This is a genomic window from Methylobacterium sp. 1973 (assembly GCF_040545035.1).
Classification (GTDB): Bacteria; Pseudomonadota; Alphaproteobacteria; order Rhizobiales; family Beijerinckiaceae; genus Methylobacterium; species Methylobacterium fujisawaense.
In genome coordinates, this window is the sequence record NZ_JBEPLA010000003.1 from 167,067 (window position 1) to 184,573 (window position 17,507).

17 protein-coding genes are annotated in these 17,507 nt (G+C 70.6%); 7 read left to right on the forward strand and 10 right to left on the reverse strand.

The genetic code is table 11. The features are described from left to right. The first annotated feature begins 66 nt into the window (after positions 1–66). On the forward strand, positions 67–801 hold the full coding sequence (gene aqpZ / locus ABIC70_RS07780; protein WP_354439356.1) for an aquaporin Z: 735 nt from the start codon (positions 67–69) through the stop codon (positions 799–801). A 372-nt stretch (positions 802–1,173) separates the two neighbouring features. Here the strand turns inward: aqpZ and ABIC70_RS07785 are convergent, their stop codons facing one another. Continuing rightward, positions 1,174–1,824, reverse strand: coding sequence for a BON domain-containing protein (locus tag ABIC70_RS07785; protein ID WP_274925996.1), 651 nt, complete (start codon positions 1,822–1,824; stop codon positions 1,174–1,176). On the opposite strand from ABIC70_RS07785, the gene ABIC70_RS07790 reads away from it, so the two are divergent. Next, entirely contained in the window at positions 1,823–2,194 is a 372-nt protein-coding gene (locus ABIC70_RS07790; protein WP_354439358.1) for a hypothetical protein, read from the forward strand. The genes ABIC70_RS07785 and ABIC70_RS07790 overlap by 2 nt on opposite strands. A 330-nt stretch (positions 2,195–2,524) precedes the next feature. On the opposite strand, the gene ABIC70_RS07795 is transcribed toward ABIC70_RS07790, so the two are convergent. Beyond that, positions 2,525–4,369, reverse strand: a complete 1,845-nt coding sequence (locus tag ABIC70_RS07795) for an AMP-dependent synthetase/ligase (RefSeq protein ID WP_502915958.1) — start codon at positions 4,367–4,369, stop codon at positions 2,525–2,527. Further along, positions 4,366–7,254 carry an AMP-binding protein gene (locus tag ABIC70_RS07800; protein ID WP_354439360.1) on the reverse strand — a complete coding sequence of 963 codons (2,889 nt, stop codon included), beginning with the start codon at positions 7,252–7,254 and terminating at the stop codon, positions 4,366–4,368. Before ABIC70_RS07800 ends, ABIC70_RS07795 begins: the two co-directional genes overlap by 4 nt. A gap of 278 nt (positions 7,255–7,532) precedes the next feature. On the opposite strand from ABIC70_RS07800, the gene ABIC70_RS07805 reads away from it, so the two are divergent. Next, positions 7,533–7,895: a hypothetical protein gene (locus ABIC70_RS07805; RefSeq protein WP_354439361.1), complete on the forward strand. Its 363-nt coding sequence runs from the start codon at positions 7,533–7,535 to the stop codon at positions 7,893–7,895. 67 nt (positions 7,896–7,962) lie between these two features. On the opposite strand, the gene ABIC70_RS07810 is transcribed toward ABIC70_RS07805, so the two are convergent. Both ABIC70_RS07810 and ABIC70_RS07815 read right to left on the reverse strand, forming a co-directional pair. Next, a complete protein-coding gene (locus ABIC70_RS07810; protein WP_274925999.1) occupies positions 7,963–8,292 on the reverse strand; it encodes a c-type cytochrome in 330 nt (109 codons plus the stop codon). Then, positions 8,292–9,104 (reverse strand): universal stress protein, encoded by an 813-nt coding sequence (locus ABIC70_RS07815; protein WP_354439362.1) that lies wholly within the window; start codon positions 9,102–9,104, stop codon positions 8,292–8,294. The genes ABIC70_RS07810 and ABIC70_RS07815 overlap by 1 nt, the downstream gene beginning before the upstream one ends. A 173-nt stretch (positions 9,105–9,277) precedes the next feature. On the opposite strand from ABIC70_RS07815, the gene ABIC70_RS07820 reads away from it, so the two are divergent. Together ABIC70_RS07820 and ABIC70_RS07825 are read left to right on the forward strand one after the other, a co-directional pair. After that, positions 9,278–10,096: a universal stress protein gene (locus ABIC70_RS07820; RefSeq protein ID WP_053608952.1), complete on the forward strand. Its 819-nt coding sequence runs from the start codon at positions 9,278–9,280 to the stop codon at positions 10,094–10,096. 15 nt (positions 10,097–10,111) lie between these two features. Next, the gene (locus ABIC70_RS07825; RefSeq protein WP_043382136.1) at positions 10,112–10,303 is read left to right on the forward strand and encodes a hypothetical protein; all 192 of its coding nucleotides are present in this window, start codon (positions 10,112–10,114) and stop codon (positions 10,301–10,303) included. A gap of 198 nt (positions 10,304–10,501) precedes the next feature. On the opposite strand, the gene ABIC70_RS07830 is transcribed toward ABIC70_RS07825, so the two are convergent. The 4 genes from ABIC70_RS07830 to ABIC70_RS07845 all read right to left on the reverse strand — a co-directional run bounded on the left by ABIC70_RS07830 (position 10,502) and on the right by ABIC70_RS07845 (position 14,386). Continuing rightward, entirely contained in the window at positions 10,502–12,010 is a 1,509-nt protein-coding gene (locus ABIC70_RS07830; protein WP_354439365.1) for a DUF2336 domain-containing protein, read from the reverse strand. Beyond that, positions 12,007–13,092 carry a lytic transglycosylase domain-containing protein gene (locus tag ABIC70_RS07835; RefSeq protein WP_354439560.1) on the reverse strand — a complete coding sequence of 362 codons (1,086 nt, stop codon included), beginning with the start codon at positions 13,090–13,092 and terminating at the stop codon, positions 12,007–12,009. The genes ABIC70_RS07830 and ABIC70_RS07835 overlap by 4 nt, the downstream gene beginning before the upstream one ends. Positions 13,093–13,181: 89 nt before the next feature. Continuing rightward, on the reverse strand, positions 13,182–13,811 hold the full coding sequence (locus tag ABIC70_RS07840; protein WP_043349196.1) for a flavin reductase family protein: 630 nt from the start codon (positions 13,809–13,811) through the stop codon (positions 13,182–13,184). 11 nt (positions 13,812–13,822) lie between these two features. Continuing rightward, entirely contained in the window at positions 13,823–14,386 is a 564-nt protein-coding gene (locus ABIC70_RS07845) for a nitroreductase family protein (protein WP_354439366.1), read from the reverse strand. Between the two features lie 153 nt (positions 14,387–14,539). On the opposite strand from ABIC70_RS07845, the gene ABIC70_RS07850 reads away from it, so the two are divergent. Further along, positions 14,540–15,457: an RgsD C-terminal domain-containing protein gene (locus ABIC70_RS07850; RefSeq protein ID WP_043755151.1), complete on the forward strand. Its 918-nt coding sequence runs from the start codon at positions 14,540–14,542 to the stop codon at positions 15,455–15,457. A gap of 17 nt (positions 15,458–15,474) precedes the next feature. Here ABIC70_RS07850 and ABIC70_RS07855 read toward each other — a convergent pair whose 3' ends face one another. Further along, positions 15,475–16,362, reverse strand: coding sequence for a DMT family transporter (locus ABIC70_RS07855; protein ID WP_354439368.1), 888 nt, complete (start codon positions 16,360–16,362; stop codon positions 15,475–15,477). Between the two features lie 276 nt (positions 16,363–16,638). On the opposite strand from ABIC70_RS07855, the gene ABIC70_RS07860 reads away from it, so the two are divergent. Then, entirely contained in the window at positions 16,639–17,037 is a 399-nt protein-coding gene (locus ABIC70_RS07860; protein WP_043382150.1) for a PRC-barrel domain-containing protein, read from the forward strand. The last annotated feature ends 470 nt before the right edge of the window (positions 17,038–17,507 follow it).

A 17,507-nucleotide genomic window follows, 5' to 3' on the forward strand; every position in this document is an offset into this window, starting at 1 on the left:
GATAATCCGATCCGCTCGGTCGGGCGGGCCACGGAAATGTCGCCTCGCCTGACCGCAGGAGGTTCCATGGATATCCGCAAGTGCGCGGCCGAGGCCATTGGCACGTTCTGGCTCACCTTCGCGGGCTGCGGGAGCGCCGTCATCGCGGCCGCGTTTCCGCAGGTCGGAATCGGCCTCCTCGGCGTCGCGCTCGCCTTCGGCCTGACTGTCGTCACCATGGCCTATGCCATCGGGCACATCTCGGGCTGCCACCTCAATCCGGCGGTGACCTGCGGACTCGCAGCCGGAGGCCGGTTTCCGGCCCACGACATCCCGGCCTACGTCATCGCCCAGGTCGTCGGCGGCCTCGCCGCCGCGGCTGTGCTCTACGCCATCGCCAGCGGCGCGCCGGCCTTCTCCGTCGAGAAGGGCTTCGCCGCCAACGGCTATGGCGCGCATTCGCCGGGGCAATACGCGCTGACCGCCTGCCTCCTGACCGAGGTCGTGCTCACCATGATGTTCGTCTTCGTCATCATGGGCGCGACGCACGGCAAGGCCCCGGTCGGCTTTGCGCCGCTGGCCATCGGGCTGTGCCTGACCCTCGTCCACCTCGTCGGCATCCCGGTCACGAACCTCTCGGTGAACCCGGCGCGCAGCACGGGACCGGCGGTCTTCGTCGGCGGATGGGCCCTGACCCAGCTCTGGCTGTTCTGGGTCGCCCCGATCTTCGGTGGGGTTCTCGGCGGGATTCTGTATCGCTGGCTGAGTGAGGAGCCCTCCGTCCAAGTGACCGGCATCTCTCCTCCGGCCCCCGCGGAGTGAGACGACGCACCGCTCGCCGGGAAATCAGGCAAGAACTTTGCTGAAAAACCATATTCACTGTCTCTCTTCGCGATGTCGATTTTTGCGCGCGGCGCGTCATCGCGATGCGCCGAACGTGACTTGGCCGGACGACCCGGGATGTTCCTCCCTGCGCCGGCCTTCGCCAGTCGAATCGAAGGCCGGCGCGATCCTTGATCGGACACCGGGAACCGCGCCTCAGCGGCTCGCGATCTGTCACGCGACGGGACAGGCCCCCCGGTCCGAACACTTCGTGTCTTTCCGTCCGCCAGACGGATCGGTGCCGCGCGCGTTCGTCTCCGGGATCGAGGATCGATCTCGAATCCGCGCCGCGGTGCATCCCATCTTGTCCGCTCAGGCCATGGCTACGATGCGGTCCTCGACGGCGCGCACGCCCGGCACCGACCATGCGGCGCGCTCGGCCGCATCACGCTCGGCCCAGGCCGTCACGGCACCTTCCAGAATGACCCGGTCGCCCGAGACGGTGACCTTGATCGCGTCGGCTTCGAACAGCGCGCTTCGCCGAAACGCCTCCAGGATCTTGTCCTTGACCGCCCCAGGTGGAACGCGCGGTTCGATCGCGATCCGGTTGGTGACGCCAAGCACCCCTGAGAGCTGCCGCACGACGGCCTCGGCGGATCTCGACTGGTAGCGCCAGGGCACGGCGCCCGTCAGGGTGATCCAGCCGCCGCTCACCGTGACCTGGATGGCGTCCTTCGGCAGATGCACCGACCAGTCGATGATCGCCAGCGCCCGGGCGGCGATCTGGTCGTCGGCCACCTTCTTCGCGTCGGCGTAACGGACCGCGATCTCCTGCGCGATGGCGCGCACGCCCCGGACGCGGCGCACGGCGCGCTCCGCCTCCACCTTCTCGGCATAGCTGCCGACATGGCCGGTGAGCGTCACCACCCCTTCGGAGACGGCGACGCCGATATCCCCGGCGTCCAGGCTGGGGTCGAAGTCGAGTTCGTCGAGCACCGCCCGGCGCAAATCCTTGTCGGTCATGGCGTTCCTCCTGAGGCGGCGCGCGCCGCGCGGCTCCCGGTCAGGCGGCGCCGGCCGCCTGATCCATCAGAAGGCCCTCGCGTCGCGCTCGCTCGAGCACGAGCCGTGCGGCCACCCGGGCTCGGCCGGCGCGCAGCCTGCTGTCCGGATGGCCCTCGCGGAGCGCCTGGCGGGCACGGGCCCGGAACCAGTTGGCATTCGCGATCGCCGTGGCCCGGCGTCCGGGCTGATCAACTCCGCGGGCCTTTTTCAACGTTGCCATCGTCTTCAGCATTCCGGTTCGCGCGACACCGAGAGCCTGTCCATCGTGGCGCTGGCGGCGCTCTTCGTCTGTCGAAGCGGTGAAGCAGTCGACCGCGGCACACATTGATCAGGATCAACGCTGCCGCATCCGTCTCCGGCATCAAACTCTCAAGCCAGGAGGAGGATCGCGATGTCGCCATCGGATATTCGACTCGCTGTCGAAGCCCACAGAGAGGCCCTCGACGCATTGACCGGATTCTTGTCCGAGTTTCCTATGATTCCGCGATATCTTGTCGAGAATCATATCGCCTTCGAAGTTGCCCACCGCATCCGATCGGGCGTCAGATCGCGCGATCGTCTGGTGCGTTACGGGATCGAGGCGGTTTTGACGGATAAGTACTGAGCGGCGAACCGGAGCCGCATCAGGGGTGGACCGTGTCGGCGAACCCAGACTTGCTCAGGCGCGCGGCGGTTCGGGCTCGCCGCGCAGGGCCGCCACCGTTCCGGCGAACCGGTCAAGGAGGACGGCGCGGCGCAGCTTCAGCGTGGGGGTCAGGAGGCCGTCCTCGACAGTCCAGGGCGTCCGCAGCAGACGCACCGCCCGGACCCTGGCAGCGCGGGGTCCGTCATGCAGCGCCGCGGCGACCCGATCGAGCGCGGCCCGTCGGGCGCGCGCGTCATCGAGGGCGTCCTCCGCCGCGGGATCGAGACCCAGATCCTGCGCAAGCTGCGTCCACATCGCCGCATCGACCACCGCCAGGACCGACAGCCGCGCTTCGCCCTCGCCCAGGACCATGGCCTGACGGAACAGGGGATCGCGCAAGATCGCGGCCTCCACGGCCTCGGGCGAGATCTTCTCGCCGGTCGACAGGACCATCATCTGCTTCAGCCGGCCGGTGATGCACAGATCGCCGTCCTGCAGCGTGCCGAGATCGCCCGTATACAGCCATCCGTCACGTAGGACCTCGCCCGTGAGGTTCGGACGGCGCCAATACCCGAGCATCACGCCTGGCGAGCGCACGAGGATTTCCCCCGATGCCGCGAGGCGGATCTCCATTCCGGGGAGTGCGGGGCCGACCCGGCCCGGGCGCGTGGCGCCGAGCCGGAATCCCGTGACCGCCGAGGCCGCCTCGGTCAGGCCGTATCCCTCGACCAGGGGCAGGCCGAGGCTGAGGCAGAACCGGGCGGTATCTTCCGGAAGCACGGCGCCTCCAGAGACCGCGAGCCGCAAACGACCGCCGAACGCGCGGCGGATGGGGCGCCCCACGATGCTGCGCAGCAGGAGGCCGAGTACGGTCCGGGCAAGGCCGAGCCGCCGTCCGTCCCGCCGGGCCGCGAAGAGCGCCCAGCCTCGGGCCAGGGCTGCGCGCAGCAGCCAGCGCGTCGGCGGCGTCCGCTCCGCCCGTTCCGTCACGCTGTGGCGCAGACGTTCCAGCACGCTCGGGACCACCAGCAGGATGGTCGGGCGTGCGAACAGGAGGTCCTCCTGGAGATGCGCCACCGATCGTGCGAACACGACGGGCGCTCCGAGGATCAGCGGCAGATAGCACCCGACCACACGCTCGAAGATGTGGGCGAGGGGCAGATAGGACAGGAACACGTCCCGATCCGAGCCGGGATTGCGGTCGAGAACAGCCTGCGCGACCGCCAGCAGATTGCGGTGCGAGAGCATCACGCCCTTCGGGCGACCGGTGGTCCCCGACGTGTAGACGATCGTCGCGAGGGCATCGGGGTCGCGCCCGGCAGGATTGAGCACGGATCCACGCGCCCCTGCGAGCCAGAACCGCAGGCTCTGCAGGCGCGGATCGGAAGGTCGGGTTCCTCGCGGCTCCTCGAGCGCGATCACGCGCTGAACTCCTGTGCGCAGCTGGGCGCGATCGCCGAGGCTGTCCCACTGCGCCGCCGTGCGGACGACGACGATGCGGGCGCCGGAATCCACTAGGATGTCGACGGCGTTGGCGGGAGCGTCATCGGGAAACAGCGGCACCACCACGAGGCCGAGCGAGAGCGCCGCATGATCGAAGGCCACCCACTCGATCCCGTTCGGCAGCCAGAGCGCGACCCGTGCGCCCGGTTCGAGCGCCTCGCTGGCCAGGGCGGCCGCCCGTTCGGCGACCCGCTCGGCCATCTCGGCCCATGTGATCGCAGAAAAACGTCCCTCGGCAGGATCGTGCGCCACGTAGGCTACCGCCGTCGGGCGGCGGGTTGCCTGGGCTCGCAGAAGGCTGGGGATCGTGCCCGTCGAGGCCTCCGCGGGCGGCTTTGCGCAGATCCGTGTCTCGGAGCGGCCCGACATGATCATTCCGGAGCCGGCTCGACGGGCGGCGGCACCGCTTCCCGGGACAGATCCGGCTCGTTGCAGCGGGCGAGAATCGCCGCGCGCGCCCGATTGCGCAGGCGGATCGCGGCGTGGAAATCCTCGCCGTCCGGGGCGATCGGCGCTCCGATATGGACGTGGATCACGCTCCGCCGGGGGAACCACTGATCGGCCCGCAGCGCCGACCGCGTGCCTGTGATCGCGACCGGCACGATCGGGGCACCCGCGCGGCAGGCATCCAGAAACGCACCGGGATGGAAGCCGAGGAGGCCCGGGGTCCGGGTAAAGGTGCCCTCCGGGAACGCGACCACCTGCTCGCCATCGCGGATGCGCCCGACGATCGCCGCCGCGTCGGCGATACCCGCCACGGTACCCCGGTGGACGAAGGCGGTTCCTAGCCGCCGCAGGAACGGCCCGGCGATGCGCTGACGGGCCAGCTCCTGCTTGGCGAGGAAGACCGGCGCCCCGGGCAGCACGGCCGCCAGCACGGCGCCGTCAAGATAGCTCGCATGGTTGGCGACGATGACGGCGCCGCGGCTGACGGGCTCGCCCGATACGGTCAACGGCGTCCGCGTGACCCAGAAGAAGAGCCGCAGGCCCGTCCGGAGGGCGCCGAAGCGCCAAGCGCGCTTCGGCAGGACGAGCACCAGCGGCCATAGGATGGCACCGATGACGACGAGGACGCCCCACCAGGACGCCGCGTAGGCTGCCTCCGACCAGAGCCGCCCGATACGGCGCAGCCGCGCCGCGGCCCCCGCGACGGCGAGCCGGACCAGCTGCGTCCGCAGGGCGGCTTCCGGCCGGCCGAGTTCGCCTGCCGCGTAGAGCGACCACGTCGCCGCGCGACGGATCTTCCCGCTCGACGTCTTTGGCAATGTGCGGGGCGGACACAGGACGATCACGTCGGGCGGCTGCTCGATCACGCCCGTCGCTTCCCGGGCCAGGGTGCGGCGCAGCTCCTCCAGGGCCGCGGCGTCGGTGAGGCGCGTCTCGGCGGCGAGGATCAGCCGCTCCGTCCCGGTTCTCGGGTCGGGGCTCGCGAAGGCCGCGACACAGCCCTTTCGGACGCCGTCGACCGCACCCGCCACCTCTTCCAGCTCGTGCGGATGGATCTTCCGACCGGCCCGGATGATGATGTCCTTGGTACGCCCCGTCACGAAGACGTCGCCGCTCGCCAAATAGGCGAGGTCGCCGCTCTCGAGCCAAGCTCCGTCGAACAGGGCGCGGGTGATCTCCGGACGCCGGAAGTAGCCGGTCGTCGCGGAGGGACCGTTGAACTGCAGCCGCCCCTCCCGGCGCTCCGGCACCTCGCGCCCGGCCTCGTCCACGATCCGGATCTGATGGCCGCGCAACGGATGCCCGCAGGCGGCGAAGGCGACGGCCCCCGGAGCGCCAGGCTCAGCCGGCAGGGCCTCGCCGCTCCGCGACAGCGTTGCGCGGTCGATCCAGTCGATGCGCGGGCCCCGGCCGAGGGGCGGAAAGGTGAGGCCGACCGCGCATTCGGCGAGCCCGTAGACGGGTGTGACGGCCGACGGCCGGAGGCCGAAGGCCGCGAAGCGCTCAGTGAACCGGGCCAGCGTGTCCGGGCTGACCGGTTCGGCCCCGTTGGTCAGGACGCGCAGCGAGCTGAGATCGAGCCCCTCGAGATCCTCGTCCCGCAAGGTCTTGAGACACAGCTCGTAGGCGAAGTTCGGGGCGGCCGAGATCGTGCCGCGCTGGCGATGGATTGTCCTGAGCCAGCGCCCCGGATCGGCCAGGAAGGCCAGGGGTGAAAGGATCGCCGCCGGCGCACCGAAATAGAGGCTGCCCAGCCAGCAGCCAATCAATCCCATATCGTGGTAGAGAGGGAGCCAGCTCACGACAACGTCAGCCGACGAGGCCGCCACCGCTTCGCCCATAGCGCGGACATTGGCGAGCAGGTTGGCGTGGGTCAGCATCACGCCCTTCGGATCGCCTGTGCTGCCGGAGGTGTATTGGATCAGCGCAAGGTCCGCCCCCGTGGCCGGGACGGCCGCCGCCAGAGCGTCTTCCGTCACGAGATCCGCGGTGGTCGTCAGGACCCGCAAACTCTCGACGCCGTCGCGCAGCAGCCAGGCGAAGGGTTTGATCGCCGCATCGGTGATCAGGATCTGCGGCGCGGCGTTCGCCAGGATACCGACTTGACGCTGCAGGTGATCCTGGATCTGGGCGCGCCGGAACGGCGGGTAGAGCGGGACCGGGACCCCACCCGCCAGGATCGTGCCGAGGAAGGCCGGGAAGAAGTCGGGCCCGGTGGGCAGCATGAGGGCGACCCGGTCGCCGAAGGCGAGATCGAGCTTCAGGAGGCCGGCCGCGACCTGACGCGAACGCCGGTCGAGCGCCGCGTAGGTCAGAACGGTCTCGGTCCCGTCCTCCTGTTGCAATCGAAGATGGGGGCGGTCCGGGTGATTGCGGACGTGGAAATCGAGCACGTCCGCCCACGTGGTGGCCCGGTGCGGCTCGGCCGCCGTCGGCAGCGCGGCTGGTGGCGGGGACGCCGCCGAGGGCTCGCGCGCGGCGCCCGCAGCCTGGATCGCGGCCAGCAACGCGGCCGGCGTCGCTGCCTCGCCGATCAGCCTCTCCGGCAGCGACACCCGGAAGCTGCGCGACAGCCTCAGGATCAGCTCCGCGCGCCCCAGGCTGTCGAGGCCGAACTCCCGTTCGAGGTCGCTGTCGAGGTCGACCGCGATCGTCGCGCCCCGCTCCGGGTGCAGTTCGAGCAGGAGCGACCGGACCATGTCCAGGACAGCGGCTCCGGTGGGCTGCGCGACCGGATCGAACCGCTCGCTCGGCAGGCGCGCGACGTTCTCCACGAAGGACTCCGGGATGCCGGCGAAATGACCGGGCTCCAACCCGCATCCGCAACTCAGATAAGCCGTGTCCCGCCGCCGCGGCTTGATCTTCATCAACACGGGAACGCCGCATCGGATGTGCCTATGCAGCGATCGACCGGGGAAAATGCTGTGTTCGAGTGTGAACCGACGAGCTTGGCCTGCCGAGGCGGCGCGTCCTCGGATCGCGCACGCAGCGAGACCTTCGCCGGATGAGATTCCGTTGACACGCGTCAAACGCGCGGTCGGGGTGCGGGTCTATGATCCGCGCCGTCATCCGGTGACCGGAAGAAGGCGTCATGTTCCGCTCTGTCCTCGTCATCGCCGTCCTGGTCGGATCGACCGCGGCGCTCGCGCGGCCCGGAAGCGGCGCCCTGCCCTTCGCGCATGTCGAGGCGCGTCGGACATCGACTTGCGCGTGCGGCCCCGTGCGAAGATCGCCCCGCTTCAGGGACCGGGCGTCGGTCTACCGCGATCGCGCCGCCTTCCAAGGCGGCGTGCGAAGCCGGACCCTGGCCGGCGGCCGATTCGACACGGGCGCCCATGTTCCGATGATGGGCGCGGCAGACGGGTTCCAGCGCTGGAGGCGCTACGACGATTGCATCTGGGGCTACGCCGGTCTCCTTCCGCCGGCGCATTGCACCGACTTTTACGCCTTCTGAACCCGGCCGCGATCCGATCCGCACTGCATTGGCCGGGATGCACGGTCGTGCATTCGTCGACCGGCCGTCACGGTTTCAGCGTCTTGAGGTAAGCCGTGAGGTCGGCGGCATCATCCGGTTCGAGCCGGAAGTCCGGCATCGCCGGATGGCGCCTCTCGACGCCCTCGATCAGGACGTCGGCGAGGTCGTCGACGGGAAAGCGCTCGGCCAACATCCTGAAGGTCGGGGCCGCCCGCATCGGGCTCGCGCCCCGGAGGCCGATGGCGTGGCAGCCTGCGCAATGCGCATGCGCAAACTTCCGCCCCTGCGGCGCCGAGGATTCCTCCGCCCCGATCGCTCCGGTGCAGAGCAGATCCAGGCCGAGGGCGACACCGACGGAGAGCAGCCGCCGACGCATCAGTGACACATCAGGCTGCAGATGGGTGCGCGGTCGAGGACATCGCGCGTGACGCCGCCGAAGATCCATTCCCGCAAGCGGGAATGGCCGTAGGCCCCCATGACGACCAGGTCGGCGTCCTGCTCCAGGGCGAACCGCATGATCGCGTCGGCATCCGGGCCGGCAGCGTGGAGGTGGTGGGCGGTGGCGCTCACGCCGTGCCGGGCGAGGTGAACCGCCAGATCCTCGGCGTTGCCGACCCGCAGGTCCTCGCCGCGGGTCGCCACGAGCACCTGATCCGCCGCGCGGAAGAAGGGCAGCGCCGCCGACATCGCCCGGCGCGCTTCAGGACCGTCCTTCCAGGCAAGGACGATGCGGGCGGCCTTCAGATGGACGATCCGCGGCGGCACGATGAGGACGGGCCGGCCGGCTTGCATCAGGACGGGCCCCGGCGACACGCCAAGCGGACCCGGTTCCGGGTCATCCGGCCCCTGCCGGCTCACGACGACGAGGTCGGCGGTGCTCGCCTGTTCGACAAGATGCGTCAGCGGATCGGCGAAGCCCGCGTGCCAGATCGTGCGCAGCTCGCAGCCGGCGCTGTGTTCGAACACGTCGCGCGCCCGTTGCAGGATCCCGCGGACCCGGGTCGCATTCTGCTCGACGTCGTCGGCCGCCTCGCAGAGGTCCCGCACCAGGATAGGAACAGGCACCGTCTGGGCGGCCGCACCCGTGAGGATCGCTTCGAAGCGCCGCGCCAATCCGGCGGCGAGGCTGACCCGGTCCGGAGCGTCCTCGCTGAGGTCGAGGGCGACGAGGATGTTCGCGTAGCCCATGGCGCCCCTTCCCGTGCCGAAAGCGAGACACGACGGGTGGCCCAGAAGGCGCGTGGCCGCCTTGATCCAGCGCAAGATGCTGGGTCGTCCGGGTCTTGAGATGGATCAAGGCTCTGCTGAAACCGCGACCGCATTGTGGGTGGGTATTCCGTTCCCGGTCGCAGGATATCCGCATGTCGTACGCTAGCCTCATGGTCGCGGTCGATGACGGGCTGCACGCCGCGCAACGCATACGACTCGCGGCGGATCTCGCGCATCGCCTGGGCACGCGCCTCGTCGGTGTGGCCGCATGCGTGCCGGATTATCCGCGGGGCTATGGCGAGACCGCCGTGCCCATGGGCTCGGCCATCGAGGACATCCGCCAAGCCGCCCTTACGAGACTCGCAGGCTTCGAACAGATCTTCCGGGAGGCCGCCTGCCGCAGCGACCGCGTCGAGTGGCGCTCGGATCTCGACCATCCCGTCCGCTTTCTGGAGCAGCAGGCGCGGGCCGCAGACCTCGTCGTCGTCGGTCGCTACGCGCAGAACGAGGGGGTGTCCCTCGGGGCTGCGGTCGACCTCGGGGACGTTCTGATGGAGCTGGGCCGTCCGGTTCTGGTCGTACCGCCCGGCGTCGAGCGAATGGAGGCGAAGCGCATCGTCGTCGGGTGGAAGAGCTCTCCGCAGACCCGCAGGGCCGTATGGGACGCGATGCCGTTGCTCAGGCGTGCGGAGACGGTCCAAGTGGTGCGGGTCAACGATGGCGAGGACGCGTCAGAGATCGAGGATGTCGCCCGGTACTTGGCCCTCCACGACGTGAATGCGGTGCCGCGCCGAGTCGTGGCATCGGGCTGGACGGCGGCCGAGGAACTGCAGAGGGCAGCTGTCGAGGCCGATGCGGACCTGATCGTGACCGGGGCCTACGGCTACAGCCGTCTGCGAGAATGGTTCTTCGGCGGCGTGACCCGTGACCTCCTGGCCGACGCGTCGGTCTGCAGCCTGATGAGCCACTGACGGGGAGGTGCGCCGATGGCGAACCCGGGCAACCCTGGCGATCCTGACACCGGCTTCCCGCCGCCATCTCCCGCGCGGACACCGGAGCCGCAGCAAACCCCGCTGCCGGAGCCCCTGGGCATCCCCGACTCGGAGCCGGACGATGTGCCGCCGGCCAACGAGCCGCTGGGCATCCCGGGCGGAATGCCGCCCGAGATCGTGCCCTGACTGCGGACTCGTGCCTGACCGGCTGCGGAAGCCGGCGATCCCGGCCGCCCACCGATCCGGGCGCGGCTCCGACTGCGTCGGACAAGGCCGTGTCCTGAAGCTCTTCCCGTGCGGAGCGATCCAGGCGCAGCGGTGCCGCCCGCCGCTGCGCTTGCCCAGGACGAGGCGGCGACGGCCAGGCCGGGCGCTGTCGTCCGATCAGGCGGCGATGCGCGCGGCCTGATCGCTGGTCGCCTCCTCCGAATCCGGCTCGGCGCGACCCTGGCTGGCGCGGAAATGGTCGAGGAGGCTGTCACCGAGGCCGTCGAGCACCCGATCGGTCGCAGCCTGCGTGGCCGGGTCCAGTTCCTCGGTGCGGTACCAAGCCAGGATCTGCTCCGGCAACGCGTCGAGGATCGCCCCCACGGGATTGAGCGGCTCGGCCACAGCCGGCACGTTGGCAACGGCTGTGACGATGACGGATTCATCCGGACCGGCCTCGGCCACGAAGGCGGTCCGGCGCTGGCTTTCTAAGGCAGCACGCCACGCGGCGTCGGCGGCTTCGGTCTCCCGGCGGGCCGTTTCCCGGGCGAGCGCCTGTGCGGCGATTGCGCGGGCCGCCTCGCGGGCCTCGTCCCGGGCGGCCTCGGCCTCGTAGCGGGTCAGCAGGGTGATGACCGGATGCATGTGCGGATCCGAGAGATCGCCGCAGGCCTCGATGGCGCATTCGATGATCCGCCGCGACAGACCGGTTCCCCGGGCGGGGAGCGCCCGGCCGGCGAGGTCCTGCCAGGCGGAGAGCGCCGCCTGCATCGCCGGCAGGAGCGGGTCGGGCAGACCCGCTCTGGCATGCAGGTCCGCGAACTGGCGCGGGTCGCGCATGGCCCGGACGATCGCGGCATGATCCTGACCCGAGAGGTCGGCCAGGGCGGCCAGGGCGAAGTCGATCTGGCCGGAGAGCACAGCTCGGAGAACGAGCCCTGCCGTCAGCTGCCGGGTCGTGCGCAGATGGGTCACGAGGCGCGACACCGCAGCCGCACCCCGTCCTTCGCAGGCTTCGAGGGCCACGCGCTCGCCGGCCTCGCGGCTCATCCGGCCGCAACGCTCGGCGCTGAGCCAGCCCCGGTCCGTGACGAACCCGGAGAGAGCCTGTGCCACCGCGATCCCGAGGGCATGGCGCACCTCGGGCGGCAGGTCGGCCCGGGCAAGCAGCGCCTCGCGCAGGGACGCCGCGTCTCCCCGCCGCTCGATCATGCGCAGCAACCGGCCGGCCGTGATCTTCGCCGTCGGATTGGCCGCCAGAACGACCAGCGTGTCCGTCTCGCCGATCTCGGCCAGGGCGCCCGAGACCGCGTGCGACAGGTGGTGCCGGGCGGCGATCACCGCGCGGGTCGCCTCATCGCCGAGGGCCGCAGCGTCCACGAGATCGGCATCGGTGAGGACCGGGGATCGGGCCAGGACCAGCCGCGCCACCTCCGGCACATCGCAGGAGAGGGCGACCACGAGGGGACGCGGGGCCCGTGCTGAGGCCGCGCAGGTCTCGGCGAGCGCCCGGCGTACCAGCGGCGATGGATCGTCCAAGAGCGCGAGCAGCGCCGTCTTGGCCTCCCAGGCCTCGTCGGCGTTGAGATCCCCGTACAGATAGGCCCGCGCCAGAGACGCGGTCGCCTCGGCCCGGCCTCCGGCCGAAGCATTCTGCGTCCAGGCCAGGAAGTCGCGGATGATCATCGACCGCTCCGGGGGGCGAACAGGCTGGTCCTGTCGCCGGGCATGGGCACTGCGACCGCAAGGTCCGCGGGTCGGCGGGGCGGCAGCGGCGGATTGAGAAGAGGTGCGCCCGCGGGCGTCGCCGCCGGTTCGGGAAGTGCGCCCGTGACGGCATTCTCCGCGTCGGCGACGCGCGACGGCGGCTCCGAATCGGAGCGCGGGAAGTAGGTCGGCGCCGGGTGCTGCGTCGGCGCGGCGGTGTTGCGGGACTGCCAGAGCCGCGCCGCGGCATCCGACGCCGCACCGCGCTGGTCCGTCTGGAACAGGCTGCGCAGATCCGAGCTCCCGCCGAACGCGGTCGCTGCACTGGCATAGGCCGACACGGCCTGCGGCGCGGCGGGATTATCCTGGCGCAGGCCGGTCAGGTCGGTGGCGGCCGCGCCCTGTGCGGCCGCCGAGAGGCTGGCATACAGTTCGGCAGCGCTACGCGGCCGTCCGGCGCGGTCGTAGAACAGAGCCCGGTTCGCGGCGGCCGCCTCCGGCAGGTCGAGGGCGGCGGCGCGCTCCGGGAAGGCGCGGGCCGTCGAGATCAGGGCCGCGGCACCCTTCGCGCCCAGCACATGCGCCGCATAGAGGTCGCCCGCGGTCGGCTCGCGGCCGAGGGCGCTCGTCAGGGCGTCCGCATTCTGCTGGGTCAGGGCGCCGGCCAGCGTGGCGGAGATCTTGGGATCGCGGCGCAGGTCGAGGATCGCCTGCCGCTGGCTCGCGTCGGGGACCGTATAGGTGCCGTCCGACTGTCGGGTGATGGCTTCGGCCTGGGCCTGCAGACCGAGCCGCGGCCCGGCATTCTTCATCACGCCGAGCCAGGTCTGCTCGATGAACTGGAACAGCCCGGTGGCGGAGGAGGTCCCCGCCTTGGCGGCGGGATCGAGGGCCGATTCACGCCGCGCCGTGGCGAGGAGATAGTCGAAGCCGACGCCGCTCGCCGTCGCTCCGTCACGGATCGCCTGAACGACCGGACCCGAGGCGGGCGCGGCCGGCAGGGACCGCGCCTGGGGCGGCGTGCTCTCCGGTGGGCTCGACGGCGTGGTGAACAGGAACATCCGGGCGCGCACGGGAGTGGGGACCGTCCGAACCTGCGCCCGCTATGGTAAACAAGTCCTCAATCGACGGTGCGCGGCCCGATCCTGTTTCAGGACCCGGTGAACTCCCCGGCGCCCTTCGGCCGGCGCATCTGGAACCGGGTGTCGGCCGTGACGTGGAAGTAGTCGAAGTATCCGCCACGCATGATCGGATGCATCGCCGCCGTATCGACCATGCCGTCGACCACGTAGCGTGGATCGATATAGATCGACACGACTTGGCCGATCACCAGGAAATTCTCGGCCTCGCCGCCCTCAAGGGGGACCAGCGGCACGGTCTGCAACCAGCGGCATTCCAACGCCGCCGGCGAGGCGGCCACCCGCGGTGGGCGAACCTTGTGCGAGGGCGCGGTCTCCAGCTTGGCGAAGGCGAACTCGCTCGTTCCGCGCGGCAGCGGCGCCGAGGAATCGTTCATCCCGTCGCGCAGATCCCAGGTCGCGAGACTGCAGACGAATTCCTGCCCCTCCTCGGCGAAGGTCATCGCGTCCTTGCGGCCCGTGGAGGAGAACGCGACCATGTTGTCGGCCACGGCGTTGAAGAACGAGTAGGGCGCGAGGTTCACCGCGCCCGCACGGTTCATGGCGCTGATCCAGCCGATCGGGCGGGGCGCGACGATCGCCTTCAGCGGATTGTGCGGGAGGGCGCGCGCCTCCCGAGGCAGCGCGAGATCGTAATGCACGGCCGGTCCCTTCAGAGGTAGGTGACGATGTCGTCGAGCGCCGGCCGCGGCCGGTCGGAGGGCACCTCGCGCGCCCGGCCGATATGGACGAAGCCCGCCAGTTTCTCGGCCGGCGCCAAGCCCAGTGCGTCGAGGACGCGACGGTTGTAGGCGAACCATTCCGTCAGCCAGGAGGTCGCGAAACCGGCGGCATTCGCCGCGATCACGAGGTTCATGGTGGCGGCACCGGCGGAGAGCACCTGCTCCCATTCCGGGATCTTCACATGCGGCCCAGCTCGCGAGACCACCGCGACGACCACCGGCGCGTGGGTCAGGCGCGCCCGCTCCTGCGCGAGCCGCTCCGGCGAGGCGTCCGGATTGTCCGCCGCGAAGGTCGACGCAATGATCTCGCCCGCCCGCGACCGCGCCTCCCCGCCGATCACGATGAAGCGCCAGGGCGCGAGCTTGCCGTGGTCGGGCACGCGGGAGGCCGCGGTCAGGATTGCCTCCAGCTGCGCGCGATCCGGGCCCGGCTCGTCCAGCAGCGGCGGCGGCACCGAACGTCGGGTCTTCAGGAGATCGAGGGTGGCGGTCATGCGCTCCGTCCCGGTATCGCGTCCCGTGGGGGATGTGGCATGCGCGGGCCTCCGGTGGAAGTGCGGCCTTGCCACCGCCATGGTCCGGAGGCACAGGCAGCCCCGGACGATCCGGCGTCCGAGCTGGGGCAAAGGGTTGAGAGAGGCCGACCGATGCGCATGAGGCTTGCCGCGACGGCGCTGGCGATTCTCGCTGCCGGCCTGCTGCCCGCATCCGCCCAGCAGGACCCGTTCCAGAACCGGCTCGGCGGCGCCCTCCCCTCGCCGTCGATCACCACGCCGAACCTGCCGCCATCCCTGCCGGCCGCCGAGCCGGAGGCGCAGCTGTCCCTGTCGGCGCTTCTGTCCGGGCCGGGCACACCCCTGCGCCAGGGGCTGGCATGGCGCATCTACGAGGACCGGGGCGACGGCACCCGCCCCGCGATCGTCGCCCGTTCCAACGAGGCGGAGCCGCATTTCAACCTCGCCCCGGGCACCTATGTGGCGACCGTGACCTACGGTTTCGCCAGCGCCTCGAAGCGGCTCGTGATGGGTGGCCAGCCGACCACCGATACGCTGCGGGTGGCCGCCGGTGCACTGAAGCTTGCGGGCGCCGTGGGTGACCAGAAGATCCCGCCCGGCCAAGTGATGTTCTCGGTCTTCGTGCCGGTGGGGACCAATTCCGAGGGCCGCCTCGTCCGCTCCGGGATCAAGACCGGCGAATTGCTGCGCCTTCCCGAGGGCACGTATCACGTGGTCTCGACCTATGGGGAGTCGAACGCGATTCAGCGCGCAGACCTCCGGGTCGAGAACGGCAAGGTGACGGAGGCGACCCTCAACCACCGCGCCGCCACCGTCACGCTGAAACTCGTGGCCGCTCCCGGGGCCGAGGCCTTCGCGGGCACCGCCTTCTCGGTTCTCACCCCCGGCGGCGACACGATTCGCGAGGCCATCGGGGCGTTCCCGCAGGTGACCCTCGCCGAGGGCGATTACGTCCTGATCGCGCGCCATGACGGGCAGGTCTACACGCGGGAATTCAAGGTCGAGAGCGGCCTCGACCGCGACATCGAGGTCGTGGCCAAGTCGGGCTGAGAACGCCGGATCGGCTTTCAGGCGAAGCGCCGGGCCAGGGCTACGCAGGCGGCCACGGCCAGAGCGGCGCCGATCATGGCGGGCTCGATCCGCTCGCCGAGGACCAGCGCGGCGACGCCGAGGCCCAGGAACGGCTGCAGCAACTGGAGCTGGCCGACCGCCGCGATGCCGCCGCGCGCCAGGGCCCGATACCAGAACACGAAGCCGATCAGCATGCTGAACAGCGCCACGTAGGCGAGGCCCGCCCAGGCCGGCAGCGGGATCGTGCCGGGCTCGGCCGGACAGAGGGCCAGGGCCAGCGGCACGCTGACCGGCAAGGACAGGACCGTGGCCCAGGCGATCACCTGCCATCCGCCGAGCCGGCGCGCCAGGACGCCGCCTTCGGCGTAGCCGAGCCCGCAGAGCACGATCGCCGTGAGCATGAAACCATCCCCGGGGCCGGGCGGTCCATCGAGGCCGCGCGCGGCGAAGGCGACCGTGACGAGCGCACCGGTGAGCGAAAACAACCAGAAGACGGGCGATGGCCGTTCGCCCGAGCGCAGCGCACCGAACAGCGCGGTGACCAGGGGCAGCAGGCCGAGGAACACCGTTCCATGCGCGGCACCGACGGTCTGCAAGGCCAGGGCGGTAAGCAGCGGAAACCCGACCACGACCCCCGCGGCCACGATGGCGAGCGCCGGAACGTCGGCCCGGCGCGGGCGCGCTTGGCGCAGGGCCAGAAGGGCCGCCGCACCGGCGAGGCCGGCGAGCGCCGCCCGTGCCGCACTGAGGAACAGGGCGTCCATGCCGGTCAGGGCGAGCCGGGTCGCGACCAGCGAGGCGCTGAAGATGGTGATCCCGACGAGACCATCCATCCAGGCGCCCGGTGCTGACCTCCGCGCCCGATCGAGCGAGGCGTCTGCCATGCATGTCTCCCGCAAACTCACGTCGGCCTTCGCTTGCCGCGACGGGCACCGGTGGGCCAGGAACGATCCCGCCGCCGCCGGGCATTCTGTCCCGGTCACGCGTCAGTACAGTTGCGCAAGGGGTTCGACGGGCGACTCACGACCAGGTGTCCGCGGACCGCGCGGGCACCTCGCGAGGGCTCCATGTTCCGCGCATTAACATTTCCGTGCGGGGGCGGAACGATGCGGCGTCATCGTCCATTTCCAGCCACCCATACCGGGACACTGGAGTTATTCATGCGCCGCCTCGTCCTTACAGCCCTCGCCGCCGCCACCCTCGCCGGTCCCGCCTTCGCCGCCAACGAGGCGCCCGCGACGGTGGCGCCGAAATTCGAGGCTGTCCCGCAGGACGCCGTGCTCAGCTACAATCTGATCGGTCTCAACGTCACCGACGCGCAGAACAACACGGTGGGCGAGATCAAGGATCTGGCCATCAATCACGACAAGCTTGTCGGCTACATCGTCTCGGTAGGCGGCTTCCTCGGCATGGGCGAGCACTACGTGGCGGTTTCGCCGAGCTCGATCGCCATCGGCTACGACGCCGACGCGAAGAAGTGGAAGGCCGTCATCGGAGCCTCCAAGGATCAGCTCAAGGCTGCGCCGGAATTCAAGTACGACGGCAAGTTCAAGCGCTGAGATCCAGATCTCAGACGAGGCCGGGCAGAGCGCCCGGCCGACCATTCGGGTCTCGCGGTGGAACGATCGCGGGACCCGTCGTGGCGGCCGAGGCATAACGCAGCGCCGGGCCGCCATGACATGATCGACGACAGTGCTGTCTGTGCCGACCGCACGAGGCGGAATGACAGGCTATCGCGACGGTGCGACGGTGTCGCCCTGGGAGGGGCGATCAGGCGCTCGGTGAAGCGGTCCACCGGGGCTTTCCAGAGCCTGACGCGCCAAGCAGGCGACCAAAGCGTCGCGTTTGGCCTGACGAAGCACGATCCGGGCGGCGGCCCGTGCGTTGGCGGCGCGCAACTCGGCGCGCGGGCCTCCATCGCGAAGGGCCCGCCATGCCAGGGCACGGAACCATCGGACGTTGGCCAGGGCCGCGGCGCGCCGGCTGAGCGGCCCACCGACATCGAGCGGCTTCTCCAGTGTCACGGACG